We start from the raw sequence: 17,183 nt of genomic DNA, 5'->3' as shown, positions 1-17,183 counted from the left end.
TCACGTCACGGTCCCTTCAGTTCGTCGTCGATGAGGTCGAAGAGCTGGTCGACCGTCGTGGCCTGGGCGATCCGGTCGCCGAGCGAGGTCTCCTGAGCGCTCTCGGCGAAGTGCTCCGGCGTGTCGCAGGCGAGGCGCGCGGCCAGGGTCCGCAGCCGTCCGGCGAGCCGGTCGCGCGTGGGGCCGTCGGGGCGGTCCCGTTCGACGGACGCCTCCAGCCTGGCGAGTTCGCCGAGTACCGTCGCCTCCGCGGCGCCGGTCCCACCGGCTTCCCGGACGACGCCCGTGTCCTGCAGCTCGGTGAGCAGGTGGCGGGCGATGGCCGTGGACGTCGGATGGTCGAAGGCCAGGGAGGCGGGCAGGTCGAGCCCGGTCCGTGCGCCCAGCCGCTCGCTCAGGTCCACGGCGGAGACCGAGTCGAGTCCGAGGTCGGTCATGCTGCGGTGGGGCTCCACCTCGTGCGGTGCGTCGAAGCCGGCGACGCCGGCGACTTCCGTCTGGACGAGCTCGGTCAGCGTCCGTTCCCGCTGTTCCTCGGAGAGGCGCGCCAGGTCGGTGCGCAGGCGTTCCCCGGCCGGGGGCTCGTCCGGCGGGGGCGTGGGGGCGGGCATCGCCGCCTGCGCGGCGGCTTCGGTGTTCGCCGTCCCCGAGGCGAGCCAGTACCTCCGGTGCTCGAAGGGATAGACGGGCAGGTCGACCGGGTGCGCGGGATGTCCGGCGAAGAGCTCTTGCCAGTCGACGGGGATGCCGTGCGTGTGGGCCAGCGCCACCGCTTCGAGGAGCGCGCGCACCTCGGAACGTCCGCGGCGCAGCCCTCCGCACAGGGCGAGTGCCGAGCCGGGCAGGCAGTCGCCCGCCATGGTGGTGAGCTGACGGTCGGGACCGAGTTCGAGGAAGGCCGTGATCCCCTCACCGGGCAGGGCGCGCACGGCGTCCGCGAAGCGGACGGCCTCCCGGACGTGGCGGACCCAGTAGTCGGGCGAGCGGAGCTGGTCCGGCTCGGCAGGCCGGCCGGTGAGGTCGGAGATCATCGGGATGAGGGGCGGCCGGTAGGTCAGCTTCCGCGCCGTCGCTCCGAACTCCTCCAGCATGGGCTCCATGAGCGGCGAGTGGAAGGCGTGGCTGACCCGCAGGGCGGTCACCCGGCGCTTCCGCGACCGGAACAGCTCGGCGACGGTCCGTACGGCGCCCTCTTCGCCGGACACCACGACCGAGCGGGGGCCGTTCACCGCGGCGACGGCCAGGGTCCGGTCCGCGGTCGCGAGCACGGACCGGACCTCGTCCTCGGTCGCCCCGACGGCGATCATGGCGCCGCCGGCCGGCAGTGCGGCCATCAGGCGGCCGCGGGCCGCGACGAGCGAGGCGGCGTCCCCGAGGGACAGCACCCCGGCCGCGTGTGCGGCGGTCAGCGCGCCGACGGAGTGTCCCATGACGAGGTCGGGCACGACGCCCCAGGACTCGACCAGCCGGAAGAGGGCGCTGCCGAGGGCGAACAACGCGGCCTGTGTGAAGTCGGTACGGTCGAGGAGCGCGGCCCGCCGGGAGCCCCGGGCCGCCCACATGACGTCGCGCAACGGATGGTCGAGGTGCGGGTCGAGGACGGCGCAGGCCGCGTCGAGCGCCTGGGCGAAGACGGGATGTGCGGCGTACAGCTCCTGGCCCATTCCGGGGCGTTGGCTGCCCTGGCCGGTGAACCCGAGGGCCAACGACGGTTGCACGGACGGCTCGTCCGTGGCGACTCCGGGGTCCTGGCCGGCGGCGACGGCCGTCAGCCGGCGCTCCAGTTCCGCGGCGCTGTCCACGACGAACGCCGTGCGTCGCGGGAAGCTCGTACGGGTGGTGGCGAGGGCGGCCGCGAGGTCGGGGAGGCGCGGCTCCCGGTCCGCGCGCAACCGGTCGAGCAGGAGCTCGGCCCGGCGGCGCAGGGCCGAGGCGGTGCGGGCCGACAGCACGACCGGCACGGAGCCCGGGAGCCCGGCCGGCGGGGCGGCGGCGGGCAGGGGGTCGGGGGCCTGTTCCAGGACGAGGTGGGCGTTGGTGCCGCTGACGCCGAAGGAGGACACGGCGGCCCGGCGGCGGCCCTCGGTGTCGGGCCAGACGGTGTGCTCCCGCAGCAGGCGTACCGCCCCGGAGTCCCAGTCCACGGCCGGGGTCGGCCGGTCGACGTGCAGGGTACGGGGCAGTTCTCCGTGGCGCATCGCCTCGATCATCTTGATGACGCCGCCGACGCCGGCCGCGGACTGGGCGTGGCCGATGTTGGACTTGAACGAGCCGAGCAGGAGCGGGCGTCGCGGGTCGCGGTCCTGGCCGTAGGTGGCGAGGAGCGCGTTGGCCTCGATGGGATCGCCGAGGACGGTTCCCGTGCCGTGCGCCTCGACGGCGTCGACGTCGGCGGGCGTGAGGCCCGCGTCGACCAGGGCCCGGCGGATGACCCGCTGCTGGGCCGGTCCGCTGGGCGCGGTCAGGCCGTTGCTGGCACCGTCCTGGTTGACGGCGCTGCCACGGACCACGGCGAGCACCGGGTGGCCGTTGCGGCGTGCGTCGGAGAGGCGTTCCAGGACGACGACGCCGACGCCCTCGGACCAGCCGGTGCCGTCGGCGCCCGCGGCGAAGGCCTTGCACCGTCCGTCGGGGGCGAGGCCGTGCTGGCGGCTGAACTCGACGAAGGTGCTGGGGGTCGCCATGACGGCGACGCCGCCGGCCAGGGCGAGCGAGCACTCGTCCCGGCGCAGCGCCTGCGCGGCGAGGTGGACGGCGACGAGCGAGGAGGAACAGGCGGTGTCGACCGTGAGGGCGGGGCCGCTCAGGCCCAGGGTGTAGGCGAGGCGTCCGGAGGCGACACTGCCTGCGGTGCCCGTGCCGAGGAGCCGCTCCAGGTCCTCCGGGAGGGGGCCGGGATTCTTGGCGTAGTCGTGGAACATCAGTCCGACGTACACGCCGGTGTCCGTCTGCCGCAGGGCGGTCGGGTCGATGCCGGCGCGTTCGACGGCCTCCCAGCCGACTTCCAGGAGCAGTCGCTGCTGCGGGTCCATGGCGAGGGCCTCGCGCGGGCTGATGCCGAAGAAGGCGGCGTCGAAGTCGCCCGGCGCGTCGAGGAATCCGCCGGACGCGGTGGCCGAGGTGCCGGGTTCCGTGCCGTCGCCGCGCAGCAGCCGCTCCAGGTCCCAGCCCCGGTCGGAGGGGAACGCGCCGATGGCGTCGCGGCCTTCGGCGACGAGCCGCCACAGGTCCTCCGGTGAGGCGACGCCTCCGGGGTAGCGGCAGCTCATGCCCACGACGACGACGGGGTCGTCAGCAGGGCCGGAGGCGCCGGCGGCACGTGTGGGGAGCTGCTCGGTGACGCCGTCCGGGCGGCGGCCGAACAGCTCGCGCTCCAGGGCCGCGGCCAGCGCCGCGGGGGTCGGGTGGTCGAAGGCGAGCGTCACGGGCAGGCGCAGCCCGGTCCGCGCGGCCAGCCGGTCCCGCAGGACGACGGCGGTGAGCGAGGTGAGCCCGAGGTGGGTGAAGGGGCGGCCGGGCTCGATCCGCCTCGGCTCGTCGAGTCCGAGCACCCGTGCCGCCTCGTCCCGTACGAGCTCGGTCAGCGCCCGGTCACGGGCCCTGGGGAGCAGCCCGTCGAGCCGGTCCCGCAGTTCGTCGTCGGCGGCCGGGCCCGCGCCGCCGGAGGGTGCCTGGAGCAGCCGGCGGAACCGGGCGGCCCCGGCGGACCGCGCCGTCCACGGGTCGGTGCGCATCACGAGGGCCTGGCCGCCCGCCGTCGCCCGCCCGGCGTCGAAGGCGTCGGCCGCCTGCCGGGCGGTGAGCACGGCGAGGCCCGGCGGTGACGTGTCGGGGACGTCCTTGTCGGCGGTGACCGGGCCGAAGGCCAGGAAGGTGGCGTGGGGGGTGTCGTGGGTGAGCGCGGCGGCGTAGGCGGTGGCCGCCGCCGCGGCGGGCTCCGCGGGGTGGATGCCGGGGTGGACGGACGTGCCGCACAGGGTGAGGGTCGTGTGTCCGGTGCCGCGGGTCAGGGTGAGCAGCCGTCCGGCGGCCGTCGCGTCGGCGAGGGTGGTCACGGGGTGGACGACCGTGTCGAGCGGACGGTCCGGGCCGAGGACGGCGAGCAGGGCGGCGACGCCCTCGGGCGTTTCCGGGACGTCGCCGCGTACCGTCACGGTGGCGCCGAGACGGGTCAGTTCGGCGGCCAGGGACCGGGCCGCGGCCGGGTCGGCCCCGGTGAGGACGAGGTCACGGACTTCGTGGTTCACGACGAGGTGGACGGCGAGCACGTGGGCGAGGCGGGTGCCCGCGCCCGTGACGAGGGCGGTGCCGCCCGGCCGTGGCGGCACAGCGGCGATCTCGGCGGTGGCCCGGAGGCGGGACAGCCGCGGCACGAGGACCTCTCCGGCGCGGACGGCGAACTCCGGCTCCCCCGCGGGCGCGTCCAGGATCGTGCGCCAGGCGGCGACGTGCGCGTCCCCGGTCCGCTCCCCCGGCTCCAGGTCGACCAGGACCCTCCGGCCGGGCCCGGGGGCGAGGAGCCGGGCGCGCGAGGCCGCCGCGGCCGGGTCCACCCGCTCGCCGGGGCGGCCGGCCACGGCACCCCGGGTGAGGACGACGATCCGGGCCCCGGACGGCTCGCCCGCCCCCGGACCCGACGGCCCGGCACGCCCGTCCGACGGCTCACCGGCCTCCGGCACGCCGCACGGCCCGTCCCCCTCCGCGTCCGGCGACAGGGCGGACACGCGCGAAGGCTCACCGGCGTCCGGCACGCCGGCCGTCAGCAGGCAGCCGTCGAACGGCCCGGCGGCACGTGCCGCCGCGAGGTCGGGAAAGGGCTCGGTGACACCGCCCGCGCGGCGCACGGCTTCCGTGAACGCCGGGTCCCCGGCCCCGATCACGGCCCAGCGCGCCGCCGGACCGGCCGTCGTCCCCGCTGCCGCAGGAGCGTCGTCGGATCCGGGCGGCGCCGCCTCCGGCTGCCACGGGACCCATGCGGTGCGCCACAGGTGGTCGTGGTGGCTGGTGCCGACGCCCCGCAGCCGGGCGGGGAGGTCCGGCAGTCTGCGGCGGCTGACCTTGCCGGATGCGGTGAGCGGCAGGGCGGCTGTTTCGTAGAGCTCCGCCGGGACCTTGAAGTAGCTGAGCCGGTCCCGGCAGGCAGCCAGGGCCTCGGCGGGCGACCAGCCCTCGGCGGCGGGCACCACGTAGGCGACGGGGACCTCGCCCAGTGCCTCGTCGGAACGGCCCGTCACGGCCACGTCCACGATGCCCGGGACCTGGCGCAGAACGTCCTCGATCTCGCCGGGCTGGATGTTCTCCCCGGCCCGGATGATCAGCTCCTTGACCCGGCCGGTGATCGTCAGGTGCCCCTCGGCGTCGCGCCGGGCCAGGTCTCCGGTGCGGTACCAGCCGTCGCGCAGCGCGGCCGCGGTCTCCTCCGGCCGTCCGTGGTACCCCAGCATCAGACCGGGGCTCTTGACGAGCACCTCGCCCTCGTCGCCGGCCCGCGTGCCGAGGCCGGTGCGCGGGTCGGCCAGGCGCAGTTCGGCGCCGGGCACCACGGTCCCGCAGGTGCCGGGCGGCCGAGGGGAACCGGGGCGGCTCATGGTGATCGCGCCGCAGGTCTCGGTGGAGCCGTAGCTGTTGACGAGCGGGGCGCCGAGGACCCGCTCGACCGCCGAGGCGAGCGCCGCGCCGGTCGCCGCGCCGGTGACCAGGCAGACCCGCGGCCTGGGGACCTCACCGCCGTCCTCCTCGGCCGCCAACACCGCCTCGACGAGCTGGAAGTACATCGACGGGACACCCAGGAGCAGCGTGCACGGCGCGGCGCGCAGGGCCTCCAGCACGTCCTGGGCGCCGAAGCCGGGGAGGATGCGCGCGGTGGCTCCGGTGACGGTCACGCCCAGGACGCAGAGGATGTGGGCGAGGCTGTGGAAGAGCGGCAGCGGCCACAGCAGCCGGTCGTCGGGGCCGAGGCCGAGGACGCCCTGGTAGGAGTGGTGGACCGACCACAGACAGGCCCGCTGGTGGGAGACCACGCCCTTGGCCGCGCCGGTGGTTCCGGACGTGTAGAGGATCCAGGCCGGTTCGTCGAGGCCGAGGTCGTCCCGCGGCCCCCGCGGCGGCTCGCTCTCGGCGAGTTCCTCGAAGACGAGGACTCCTGCGGCGGGGGTGCGGCCACCGGAGGCGTCGCCGTGGGCGAGGACGACGACCACCCCCTCCCGCGTCGCCCTCATCCGCTCGACCTGCTCCAGGTGGACGCCGTCGGTGATGACGAAGCGGGCCCCGCTGTCGTCCAGTTGGTGGGCCAGTTCGGCGTCCGAGGACTGGGGGTTGACCGGCACGCCCACGGCGGCGGCGCGGGTGACCGCGAGATAGCTCTCGACGGTCGTGACGCTGTTGCCGAGCAGGATCGCGACCCGGTCGCCGCGCTCCACCCCGGCACCGGCCAGGTGGCCGGCCAGCCGCCCGGTGCGCTCGGCGAGCCGCGCGTAGGTGACCTCGCGCCCCTCGTCGGCGAACGCGATCTTTTCCGGACGGTCGAGCGCATGGTCGCGCAGCACTTCGGAAAGTGGCCGGATGTCTTCGACGTGCGTCACTCGTACGCTCCTGCCTGCTTGAGCTTCCTCGTACCTCTGCCGTGACCGGCGAGCTCACCTTGCGCAACGCTAGAAAGTCACGGCCGGCGAATACAACCCCTATTTCCTCCCCCGATCCAGGGCCTGTTCCGAATTCCACAAGAAGTCGTACAGAAGCTGTGCAGAAGGCGTTCAGCCCGCCTGCCCGAACCTGGCTGGGTCCAGCCAACGCAGTGCTGCGGATGCCCTCCCGGCAAGACGCGGCACGTTTCGGATCGGGAAGGTCGAGCATGCCGTCCAGTCTCACTGGTATACCCACTGAATTCGATGTCATCGTTATCGGGGGCGGGCCGGCCGGTGCCACCACCGCCGGGCTTCTCGCCAAGCGCGGACACCAAGTGCTGATTCTGGACCGTGAGCGTTTCCCGCGTTACCACGTCGGCGAATCACTTATCCCGGTGGTGATGGCCCCCATGAAGGAAATGGGACTCACCGAGCGGCTGGAACAGCGTGGATTCGAGCGCAAGTACGGCGGAACGTTCGTCTGGGGAAACGAGCAGGCGGCCTGGGACTTCTCCTTCGTCGACGGCGGCGACTATCCGTTCGCGTACCACACCCGGCGCGCCGACCTGGACTCGGTGATCCTGGACCGGGCGCGGGAGTTGGGGGCGTACGTCGTCGAGGACGCCACGGTGAAGGAGCCCGTCGAGGAGGACGGCCGGGTCACGGGCGTCCGCTTCACCGTGCGCGGCGGCAAGGAGACCTACGAGGCCAGGTCCGCCATGGTGGTGGACGCCTCGGGCCAGGCACGCGTCCTCACCCGCAAGTACTCGGAGATCGACTGGCACGACAAGCTCCGCAACGTCGCCGTGTGGACGTACTTCGACAACTGCGAGCGGCTGCCCGGCGACCAGTACAGCAACATCCTGGTCGAGGGCATCGAGAACGGCTGGTTCTGGGGAATCCCGCTCGACAAGGGGACGATCAGCGTCGGTTTCGTGACGCCGAGCACGGTCGCCGGCGAGAGCGACCAGGGCCTCGAACGGCTCTACCGCGACGAGATCGAGAAGACCACGAAGCTCAAGCACATGCTGCGCGACGCGCGTCAGTCGGCCGGTTTCCGCAGCGCCCGGGACTGGTCGTACACGAACCAGACCGTCTACGGGAAGGGCTGGGCCGCCGTCGGTGACGCGGCCGCGTTCGTCGACCCGCTGATCTCGACCGGTGTCGCGCTGGCGACGACCGCGGGCAGCATCCTGTCCCGGGTCATCGACAAGGTCCTCCAGTACCCCGAGATCGAGGAGACGGCGCTCAAGCGCTACGCCACCGCCTACCTGAGCTTCTTCAACGAGGTCCGTTCCTTCGTGGAGCGCTTCTACGACCGGTCGCTGATGAAGGAGGACTACCACAAGCTGGCGCAGTCGGTGATCGACCCGGAGCAGAAGAACACGCCGGCGAACGACTTCGTCACGCTCCTGGCCGGGCTGCGGGGCAAGCACCTCGCCCTGGACATCACCGTCGACGACCTCGTGCCCGAGACCCCTGCCTCCGCCTCCGCCTCCGCCTCCGCCGAGAACTGAGCCGACCGGCCGACCGGCCCAAGGGAAGGAAGAACAGGTGCACGCCAAGAACTCCGCCTCCACGGAGACAGACCGGTACGACGTGGCGATCCTCGGCAGCGGCATGGCCGGGGGCATGCTGGGCGCGGTGCTCGCGCGCAACGGGGTGAAGACCCTCATCCTGGACGCGGGCACCCATCCGCGTTTCGCGGTGGGCGAGTCGACCATCCCCTACACCTCGGGCATGGCCCGGCTCATCGCGAAGCGTTACGACGTGCCCGAGCTGAAGGCCCTGTCGAACTACAAGGGCACCATCGAGGAGGTCTCCCCCAACTGCGGCCAGAAGCAGAACTTCGGCTTCGTCTACCACCGCGAGGGGCAGCCGCAGAACCCGCAGGAGATCAACCAGCTGGTGGTCCCGGTCGACCTGCGCACCGAGACCCACCTGTTCCGGCAGGACGTCGACGCGCACCTGTTCCACGTGGCGCTCACGTACGGCGCCGACGCACGGCTCGCGACCCGCGTCACCGAGATCGACATCGACCCGGAGCAGGGCGCGGTCCTGCGCACGGAGCACGGCGAGGAGTTCCGGGCCTCGTACGTGGTCGACGGCAGCGGGTTCCGCTCGCCGCTCGCGGAGAAGTTCGACCTGCGCGAGACGCCCACGCGGGCCCGGACCCACTCACGCTGTCTCTTCACGCACATGATCGGCGTGAAGCCGTTCGACGACTCGCCCACCGCGCGGCAGCACGACCAGCCGAGCCCGTGGCACCACGGCACGCTGCACCACGTCTTCGACGGCGGCTGGCTCTGGGTGATCCCGTTCGACAACCATGCCGCGGCCCGCAACCCGCTGTGCAGCGTCGGCCTCACCCTGGACCCGCGCAAGTACCCCAAGGGCGACACGCCCCCGGAGCAGGAGTTCCGGGACTTCCTCGCGCGGTTCCCCGAGATCGCCTGGCAGTTCGAGGGGGCGAAGGAGGTCCGCCCGTGGGTCTCCACCGGCCGGCTCCAGTACTCCGCCAAGACGGTCGTCGGCGACCGCTACTGCCTGACGTCCCACGCCGCCGGGTTCATCGACGCGCTGTACTCCCGCGGCCTGGCGAACACCCTGGAACTCGTCAACGCCCTGGGCTGGCGGCTCATCGCCGCCTCCCGCGACGGCGACTGGTCCAAGGAGCGGTTCGCCCACGTGGAGGCGCTGCACCAGGGACTGTTCGACTTCCACGACGACCTGGTCTACAGCTCGTTCGTCGGCTTCGGCCACTACGAGCTGTGGAACGCCGTCAACCGGACCTGGATGCTCGGGACGATGAGCGGCAACATGATGGTCGAGGACGCCTACTACCGGTTCAGCGAGACCGGCGACCCGGAGGTCTTCCTCGACGCCGAGCGGTCCGGGAACCCGGGGTCCCCCCTCCCGATCAGCGAGAGCTTCGTCCGGATGGGCAAGCTCACCCGTGAGCTGTGCGAGGCGGTCGAGGCCGGGACCGTCGAGCCGGGTGCCGCCGCCGCGCGCATCCACGAGTACATCCAGAAGGAAGTGGACTTCATCGCGCACGCCGACAAGTTCGGGCTGCCGGAGAACCGCTGCTTCAACATGACACGGGAGCGGATGGACGCGGCCGAGGAGTGGTCGCGCACCCAGGCCCCGCCGGAGATCGGCACCCGCATGATCAACGCCGCCCGGGGCATGGCGCTCGCCAAGGAGGCGGAGACCGGGACCGGCTCCCGGGACTACTGACCAGGCCGTCCGAACGGGCCCGGTGCCCTGCCGCCGGACGACCTCGTGCACACGCCCCTCCCCACGAGGCCGTCCGGCACCCCGGGTCTTCCCTGTCCGCGTCCCCGTCGACCGAGGCGAGTGAGGAACCATGTCGCACCAGCGGTACGAAGCCGATCTGCGGCGCCTGTTCGCCGGATTTCCCACGGGTGTCTCCGTCGTGACGGCGCAGGCCCCGGACGGCACCCCCTGGGGGATGACGTGCACCTCACTGTGCAGTGTCGCCCTCGATCCGCCGACCCTGCTCGTCTGTCTGCGCGCCGGCAGCCCCACCCTCGGCGCCGTGCTGGACAGCGGGTCGCTGTCCGTGAACCTGCTCCACCAGCACGCCCGTTCCGCCGCCGAGCTGTTCGGCTCGGGGGCCGCGGACCGGTTCGACCGGGTGCCGTGGGTACCGGCCCGGCACGGCGGCCCGCACCTGGTCGAGGCGGCGCACACGATCGCCGACTGCACGGTCACCACCGAACAGGCCGTCGGCGACCACACGGTGGTGATGGCCCGCGCCACGCAGGTCACCTCCCTGCGCCGGCCGATACCCCTGCTGTACGGCATGCGCCGGTACGGGTCCTGGGCGGAGGACATGGAGAACGGCTTCCTGTCGTACGACTTCATCTCCTGACGACTGCGACGGAGGAACGGCAGACGATGGACGTCCCCGTGTTCCATCCGTATCCGATGCCCGGTCAGGACCTGGGCCTCGAAAACAGGGTCGACTGGACCGTGGACCCCGGGCGTTGTGTCCTGCTGGTCCTCAACATGCAGGGCTTCTTCCTGCGGCCCTACGCCCGCGGCACGTCCCCGCTCGACGCTCTGCTGACCAACTGCTCGGCCTTGCTGGCAACGTGCCGCGGGCTGGGCGTGCCGGTCGTGCACACCGTGCAGCCCGGCACCCAGGCGCCGGGCGAGCGGGGACTGCTCACGGACTTCTGGGGCAAGGGCCTCGACGACGCCCTGGAGGACGCGGCCATCGCGCGCGAGGTCGCCCCGAACGTCAGCGGCACCGTGCTGTCCACCTGGCGCTACAGCGCCTTCTTCGGCTCCGGCCTGGAGCGGCGGCTGCGGGAGCTGCGCCGCGACCAGCTCGTGATCTGCGGCGTGTACGCGCATCTCGGCTGTGTCACCACGGCGGTGGACGCGTTCAGCCACAACCTCGAGGTCTTTCTCGCGGCCGACGCGGTCGCGGACTTCAGTGCTCACGAGCACCTGGCGGCACTCTCCTGGGCGGCGGGCTGCTGCGCGGCGGTACGGCCCACCGCGCAGCTCACGGCGGACCTGCGGGGCGCCGCCCACAGGTACGGGGCATGAACTGCGGACCGCCCGGCGCCGCCCGCGCGCGCCCGCCGTTTCCGCTCGACAAGGCCACCCGGCGGGTCTACTATTTTTACATGTACGAAAACTCGGCACGAGAGGAACGGGCGGTAAGCCCCGGGGGCGTCCTGTGGACCGTCTCCGTGGCCCAGCTCATGGTCTCGCTGGACGTCTCGGTGGTGAACGTCGCTCTACCCTCGATGCGGACGGCGCTCGGCTTCGACGACTCGGGACTGTCCTGGGTGGTCAACGCCTACACACTCACCTTCGGCGGACTGCTGCTTCTGGGCGGGCGGGCTGCCGACCGGTTCGGCCGCAGGCCACTGCTCCTGATCGGTCTCGCGCTCTTCGGCATCACCTCGCTCCTGGGCGGCCTCGCGCAGGACCCGGGCCAGCTGATCGCCGCGCGGGCCGTGCAGGGGGTGGGCGCGGCCCTGATCGCCCCGGCCGCGCTCGCCGTCCTGACGACCAGCTTCCCGGCCGGGCCGCAGCGCGGCAAAGCCCTCGGCGTGTACAGCGCGGTCACGGCCGGCGGTGCCGCCGTCGGCGTCGTGGTGGGCGGTCTGCTCACGGAGTACATCAACTGGCGCTGGGTCATGCTGGTGAACGTCCCGATGGCGCTGGCCGGCATGTGGCTCGCGCGTCGTCACGTCGCGGCGGCCGGTGCGGGCGACACCGCCCGCAAGCTCGACGTGGTCGGCGCGATCCTGGCCACCCTGGGCACGTCGCTGCTGGTCTTCGCACTGGTCAGGACCGAGACCGAGTCGTGGGGTTCGGCGAGCACGATCGGCGGCCTGGCCGTCGCGGCGGTCCTGCTCACCGGCTTCTTCGTCTACGAGGGCACCGCCGCCAAGGAACCCCTGCTGAGGCTGCGTGTGCTCACCCACCGGTCGGTCGCCGGGGCGAACCTCTACATGATGATGGTCTCCATCACGATCTTCACCTCCTTCTACTTCGTCTCCCTCTACCTCCAGCAGGTCCTCGGGTTCGGAGCGCTCAGCGCCGGCCTCGCGTTCCTGCCGTTCTGCCTCGGCCTCGTCGTGGGATCGCTGTACGCGGTGAAACTGCTCGCCCGGTTCTCGCCCCGGCAGCTCCTCATCGTGGGCGGGATCATCGGCGCCGCCGGCATGTACTGGTTCAGCCTGATCAGGCCCACGGGCACCTTCCAGGTCGACGTCCTCGGTCCCTCCCTGGTGACCAGCTTCGGCATCGGGCCGCTCCTCGTCCCGATCGCCAACGCGGCGACCGCGGGGGTCGCCCCGAACGAGGCCGGTATGGCGTCGGGCCTGCTCAACAGCGCGCGCCAGCTCGGCGGCAGCATCGGACTGGCCGCCATGAGCACGGTCGCGGCCGCCGCCACGTCGAACGGTCCCGCGACGGACTCCGCGGCCGCGCGGCTCACCGAGGGGTACGGCAGGGTGTTCGCGTCCAACAGCGGTCTGCTGGTCTTCGCCGTCCTCGTCGCCGTGTTCCTCCTCCCGCGTACGAGCCCGAGTCCCCTGCCGGGCCCGGCGGGCCGCAAGGACGGCGGTCCCGGACCGCATCCCCGCACGCGGAGCACGGAGGCGACTCCGGCGAAACGGAGCTGATGCCACCGACCTCACCACCACCCACCTCCCCACCGGCCGCGCGGAGCAGCATCCGCGCGGCCGGTCCGTCATGTGCACGGCCTCACGCGCTCCCGCACACCGTGCGCCTCCCGGCCCCGCGCACGGTCCGGACACCCCGCACGGCCCGGACACCCCGCACGGACCGGACGCCGCGCCGGTCCGCGGGGAGAGAACGTCCAGCACTCCTTCAGAGGGCGCCGCGCAGACTGGAGCCGTCACGGCCCGAGGAGGTGCACACGGATGGTGCTGGTCGAGCGGGAACCCCACCTCGCGCAGCTGTCCGACCTGTTGGAGAACTGCCTGCACGCGGCCGGCAGCGTCGTCGTCCTCCGGGGCCCGGTGGCGGTCGGCAAGACGGAACTGCTGCACACCTTCGCGGAGCGGGTGGCGGGCGCCCGGGTGCGCTTCCTCGGCGCCGCCGCCTCACCGACGGAACGGCACCTGCCGTTCGGTCTCCTCAGCCAGCTGCTGCACGGTACCGGCGCCCGGTACGCCCGGCGGGCCGAGGCCGTCGTCGGCGACGGGTTCCGTGCGGGCGCCGGGGCCGGGCCCGAGGTCCTGGAGGGCGTCTCACGGATCTTCCTCGACATGAGCGCCGAGGAGCCCCTGCTCATCGGGGTCGACGACGTCTGCCACGCGGACACCGATTCGCTCCAGTGCCTGCTCTTCCTCGCGCGGCGGCTGCGCCGGTCGCGCATCATGCTGGTCCTCGGCGACCAGGACCGCTCCGGCGCCCGACAGGCGGATCTGCGCACCGAGCTGTCCCGCCACCCGTACTGCACACAGGTCCGGCTCGCCCCGCTGACCTGCGACGGCGTCGCAGCACTGCTCGCTCGCGACCTCGACGCGCACGTGGCGCACAGTCTCGCCTCCGGCGCGTTCGCCGTCACCGGCGGCAATCCCCTGCTCGTCACGGCGCTGGCCGAGGACTGGGAGGCGTCCACCCGGTCGGCGCGCACGGAGCCGCCCACCGGGCTGGTGGTGGGCGACCGCTTCGCCGAACGAGTCGTGAGCTGCCTGCACCGCCTGGAGCCGGACGCGCTCGCCGTGGCCAGGGCCGTGGCCGTGGTCGGGGAGGCGCACCGGACCGAGCTCGTCGCCCGCCTCGCGGAGGTCGGCACGATCGAGGCCCGCGCACTCGTGGAGCTGCTCGACGAGTCGGGTCTGCTGCACCGGGGCCGCTACCGGCACCGGGCCGCCCAGGAAGCCGTCCTCAGGGACTTCGGAGTGCCCGGGCGTCTCGCGTGGCACCGGCGCGCCGCCGCCCTGCTGCACGCCGAGGGCGGCCGTTCCACCTCGATCGCCCACCAGCTCATCGCCGCCGGGGAGACCCGCGAGCCGTGGGCGCCGGCCGTACTCATGGAGTCCGCCGCCACCGCGACCGCCGGCGGCCAGATCGGCTTCGCCCTCGACTGCCTCGAACTGGCCCACTCCCTCGCCGACGACGAGCAGCAACGCGCCGTGAGCCGTGCGGTGCTCGCCGAGGCCGAGTGGCGTGTCGAACCCGCCCGCGCCGTGCGCCACCTCGGCCCGCTCACGGACGCGGTGCACCGCGGGCTGCTGACAGAGGGGCGCCAGCACCTGGCCGTGCTCGAGTACCTCCTGTGGCACGGCCGGGTGGACGAGGCGAGCACGACGCTCGACCGGCTCACCGCGACGGCGGCCGGGCCGGAGGAGGCCGCGGATCTCGGTGCGGTGCGCGCCTGTCTGGAGCTCTGCTATCCCGCCCGGCGTCGCCGCGTGAGCACCGGTTCCCCGGCCTCCGCGTCGGCCGGCCCCCGGGTCGGCACCTCCCTCGTCGCCACCGTGCTCACGGCCGCGAGGGGCGACGTGGCGGTCTCGGGTGACCACCTGTGGCAGGGCCTGCGCACCGACGAACCGCTGTCCAGGATCTCCTTGGGCCTGCTCGCGCTGGCCAGGCCCGAGCGCCTGGCGACGGTGGCGCCGTGGTGCCTGCCGATGCTCGCGGACGCGGCGAGGCAGGACGGCCCGGACTGGCAGGGCCTGTTCACGGCGGCGCACGCCGACGCGGCACTGCTCCGGGGCGACCTGCCGGCGGCGGACGAGCTGGCGTCCGCGGCGCTGGACGAGAACCACGGGGCGCACTGGGGTGTGCTGGCCGGTGCGCCCCTCGCCTGTCTGCTCACCACCGCGGTGGAGACCGGGCGTCTCGAGGACGCCGCCGCGTACGTGAACATGCCGGTGCCGGCCGCGCTGCTCGAAACGCCGTTCGGCCTGCGCTACCTGCGGGCGCGCGGGCACTACCACCTGGCGGTCGGCCGGCCCTACGCGGCGCTGAGCGACTTCAGGACCTGCGGCCGGCTCCTGCGTGACTGGCGGGCCGACGGTCCCCGCCAGGTGCCGTGGCGGGTCGACACCGCCCAGGCCCTGGTGCGCCTCGACCGCCGGGACGAGGCGCGTTCGCTCCTGGAGGAGCAGCTCGACGGCCTGCCCGCCGACGACGAGCGCGTCCTCGGCCGGGCGCTGCGGCAGCTCGCCGCGACGCTGGAGCCGCACGAGCGGCCGCCGCTGCTCACCGACGCCGCCGAGGCGTCGCAGGCGGCCGGTGACCGGGTCGAGTTCGCCCATGTCCTCGCCGACCTCGGCAGTGCCTACCTCGCCACCGGCGATTCGCGGCGGGCCAAGCCCACCCTGCGCCGCGCGTGGCGGGCGGCGCAGGAGTGCCACGCCGAGCGCCTCGCCCAGGCCCTGCGGCCGGGTCCCGCCGGTACGACGGGGGCCCGGGCCGCCTCCGGAGGCCCTCGCCTGGGCGGCGACCGCGCGGCGGACCTCAGCGCGGCCGAGCGGCGGGTCGGGGCGCTGGCCGCGCAGGGTCACAGCAACCGGCAGATAGCGCAGCGGCTGTGCATCACCGTGAGCACCGTCGAACAGCACCTGACGCAGGTCTACCGCAAGCTCCAGGTGCGAAGCCGCACCGATCTGCCGGTATTCCTGGAGACGTCGGAAAACATGTCGGGGCCGGAACCCGGGCCGGAACCCTTACTCGCCGAAGTCCTTTCCGAAACAGCCCCCTATTCCCCCTAGCGACTACGGTGACTGCCTTCACAGAAGGAGGGGTATCCGCAGCTCCGTATTGTTCAACTAGGCTGAATTCGTGACTCTTTCACAGAGCATCGAAGGCCTTTCCACCGACAATGAGCGAGGGGCACGAGAATGATCCTCAGTGAAGACACGGTCCCCTGGGTGGCAACACGGAGCGGTCCGACCGTTCTCGGAGTCGGTACCGCCACCCCGGATTCCTCCTATGCGCAGCAGGATCTCCTGGACATGTACGCGATCGAGGACCGGCGGATCCGTTCCGTCTTCCTCAACAGCGCGATAGACCGGCGTTTTCTGACCGTTCCGCCGAACGGTGACGACGGCCGGCCGCGGATGGAGACGCAGGGCGAACTGCTCGCCAAGCACAAGGCCCGGGGCGTCGACATGGGCGCCCGTGCGCTGCAGTCCTGCCTGAAGCAGACCGGTGCCGCGGTCAGTGACATCGGCTACCTGGTCTGTGTGACGTCGACGGGTCTGCTGACGCCCGGTTTCAGTGCGCTGCTCATCCGGGAGCTGGGCATTCCCACCGACTGCGGCCGTCTCGACATCGTCGGCATGGGCTGCAACGCCGGTCTCAACGCCCTCAACGCGACCACCGGCTGGGCCTCGGCGAACCCGGGGAAGACCGCCATGATGGTGTGCATCGAGGTGTGCTCGGCCGCGTACGTCTTCGACGGCACGATGCGCACCTCCGTCGTCAACAGCCTCTTCGGTGACGGCTCCGCGGCGATCGCCGTCTCGTACGACCCGGAGAAGCCCGGCCCGCAGGTTCTGAAGTACGCGAGCTGCATCGTTCCCGACGCCGTCGACGCCATGCGCTACGACTGGGACGAGGAGCAGGGCAAGTTCAGCTTCTACCTGGACCGCGACGTGCCCTACGTGGTGGGCGCGCACGCCGAGCGCGTCGTCTCGGACCTGCTCGCCGGGACCGGGCTGCGGCGCAGCCAGATCGCACACTGGCTGGTGCACTCCGGAGGCAAGAAGGTCATCGACTCGGTGTCGGTCAACCTCGGTCTCACCCGGCACGACGTGCGGCACACGACGGACGTGCTGCGCGACTACGGCAACCTCTCCAGCGGTTCCTTCCTGTTCTCGTACGAGCAGCAGCTGCGGGAGGGCCGGACACGCCCCGGCGACTACGGCGTCCTCATGACGATGGGCCCCGGTTCGACGCTCGAGACGGCGCTCGTCCGCTACTGAACGGCCCCGTGCCCCCGGCTTTCCGCCGGCCCTTCCCGGGTCTTCCCGCCCTCGGCCCTTCCCGCCCTCGGCCCTCCGCCCTTCCCGCCCCCCGGCCCTTCCC

General features: G+C 72.9%; 8 protein-coding genes. 7 read left to right on the top strand and 1 reads right to left on the bottom strand.

Features of this window, described 5'->3' with window-relative positions; translation table 11 throughout:
• Positions 1–5: 5 nt before the first annotated feature.
• Entirely contained in the window at positions 6–6,581 is a 6,576-nt protein-coding gene (locus Sdi02f_RS26320) for a type I polyketide synthase (RefSeq protein WP_108934142.1), read from the bottom strand.
• Between the two features lie 221 nt (positions 6,582–6,802).
• On the opposite strand from Sdi02f_RS26320, the gene Sdi02f_RS26315 reads away from it, so the two are divergent.
• From Sdi02f_RS26315 to dpgA, 7 genes are all read left to right on the top strand, one after another.
• On the top strand, positions 6,803–8,140 hold the full coding sequence (locus Sdi02f_RS26315) for an NAD(P)/FAD-dependent oxidoreductase (protein WP_368668297.1): 1,338 nt from the start codon (positions 6,803–6,805) through the stop codon (positions 8,138–8,140).
• Between the two features lie 37 nt (positions 8,141–8,177).
• Positions 8,178–9,863, top strand: coding sequence for an NAD(P)/FAD-dependent oxidoreductase (locus tag Sdi02f_RS26310; RefSeq protein ID WP_108934140.1), 1,686 nt, complete (start codon positions 8,178–8,180; stop codon positions 9,861–9,863).
• A gap of 130 nt (positions 9,864–9,993) precedes the next feature.
• Positions 9,994–10,521, top strand: coding sequence for a flavin reductase family protein (locus Sdi02f_RS26305; RefSeq protein WP_030398740.1), 528 nt, complete (start codon positions 9,994–9,996; stop codon positions 10,519–10,521).
• Between the two features lie 26 nt (positions 10,522–10,547).
• On the top strand, positions 10,548–11,207 hold the full coding sequence (locus Sdi02f_RS26300) for an isochorismatase family protein (RefSeq protein WP_108934139.1): 660 nt from the start codon (positions 10,548–10,550) through the stop codon (positions 11,205–11,207).
• Between the two features lie 80 nt (positions 11,208–11,287).
• Positions 11,288–12,799 (top strand): MFS transporter, encoded by a 1,512-nt coding sequence (locus tag Sdi02f_RS26295; protein WP_051783118.1) that lies wholly within the window; start codon positions 11,288–11,290, stop codon positions 12,797–12,799.
• Positions 12,800–13,060: 261 nt separating this feature from the next.
• Positions 13,061–15,865 carry a helix-turn-helix transcriptional regulator gene (locus Sdi02f_RS26290; protein ID WP_030398737.1) on the top strand — a complete coding sequence of 935 codons (2,805 nt, stop codon included), beginning with the start codon at positions 13,061–13,063 and terminating at the stop codon, positions 15,863–15,865.
• Between the two features lie 129 nt (positions 15,866–15,994).
• A complete protein-coding gene (dpgA, locus tag Sdi02f_RS26285) occupies positions 15,995–17,080 on the top strand; it encodes a 3,5-dihydroxyphenylacetyl-CoA synthase DpgA (protein ID WP_030398736.1) in 1,086 nt (361 codons plus the stop codon).
• Positions 17,081–17,183: the final 103 nt, after the last annotated feature.

Origin of the sequence: Streptomyces ardesiacus (assembly GCF_003112575.1) — a bacterium.
Taxonomy (GTDB): domain Bacteria; phylum Actinomycetota; class Actinomycetes; order Streptomycetales; family Streptomycetaceae; genus Streptomyces; species Streptomyces ardesiacus.
This window is presented reverse-complemented; position numbering and strand designations above follow the sequence as displayed.

Excerpts from the sequence above, each read along its gene's own strand:
- Sdi02f_RS26315 (WP_368668297.1), top strand. The coding sequence starts at position 6,803 with ATGCCCTCCCGGCAAGACGCGGCACGTTTCGGATCGGGAAGGTCGAGC.
- Sdi02f_RS26305 (WP_030398740.1), top strand. The coding sequence starts at position 9,994 with ATGTCGCACCAGCGGTACGAAGCCGATCTGCGGCGCCTGTTCGCCGGA.
- Sdi02f_RS26300 (WP_108934139.1), top strand. The coding sequence starts at position 10,548 with ATGGACGTCCCCGTGTTCCATCCGTATCCGATGCCCGGTCAGGACCTG.
- Sdi02f_RS26295 (WP_051783118.1), top strand. The coding sequence starts at position 11,288 with ATGTACGAAAACTCGGCACGAGAGGAACGGGCGGTAAGCCCCGGGGGC.
- Sdi02f_RS26290 (WP_030398737.1), top strand. The coding sequence starts at position 13,061 with ATGGTGCTGGTCGAGCGGGAACCCCACCTCGCGCAGCTGTCCGACCTG.
- dpgA (WP_030398736.1), top strand. The coding sequence starts at position 15,995 with ATGATCCTCAGTGAAGACACGGTCCCCTGGGTGGCAACACGGAGCGGT.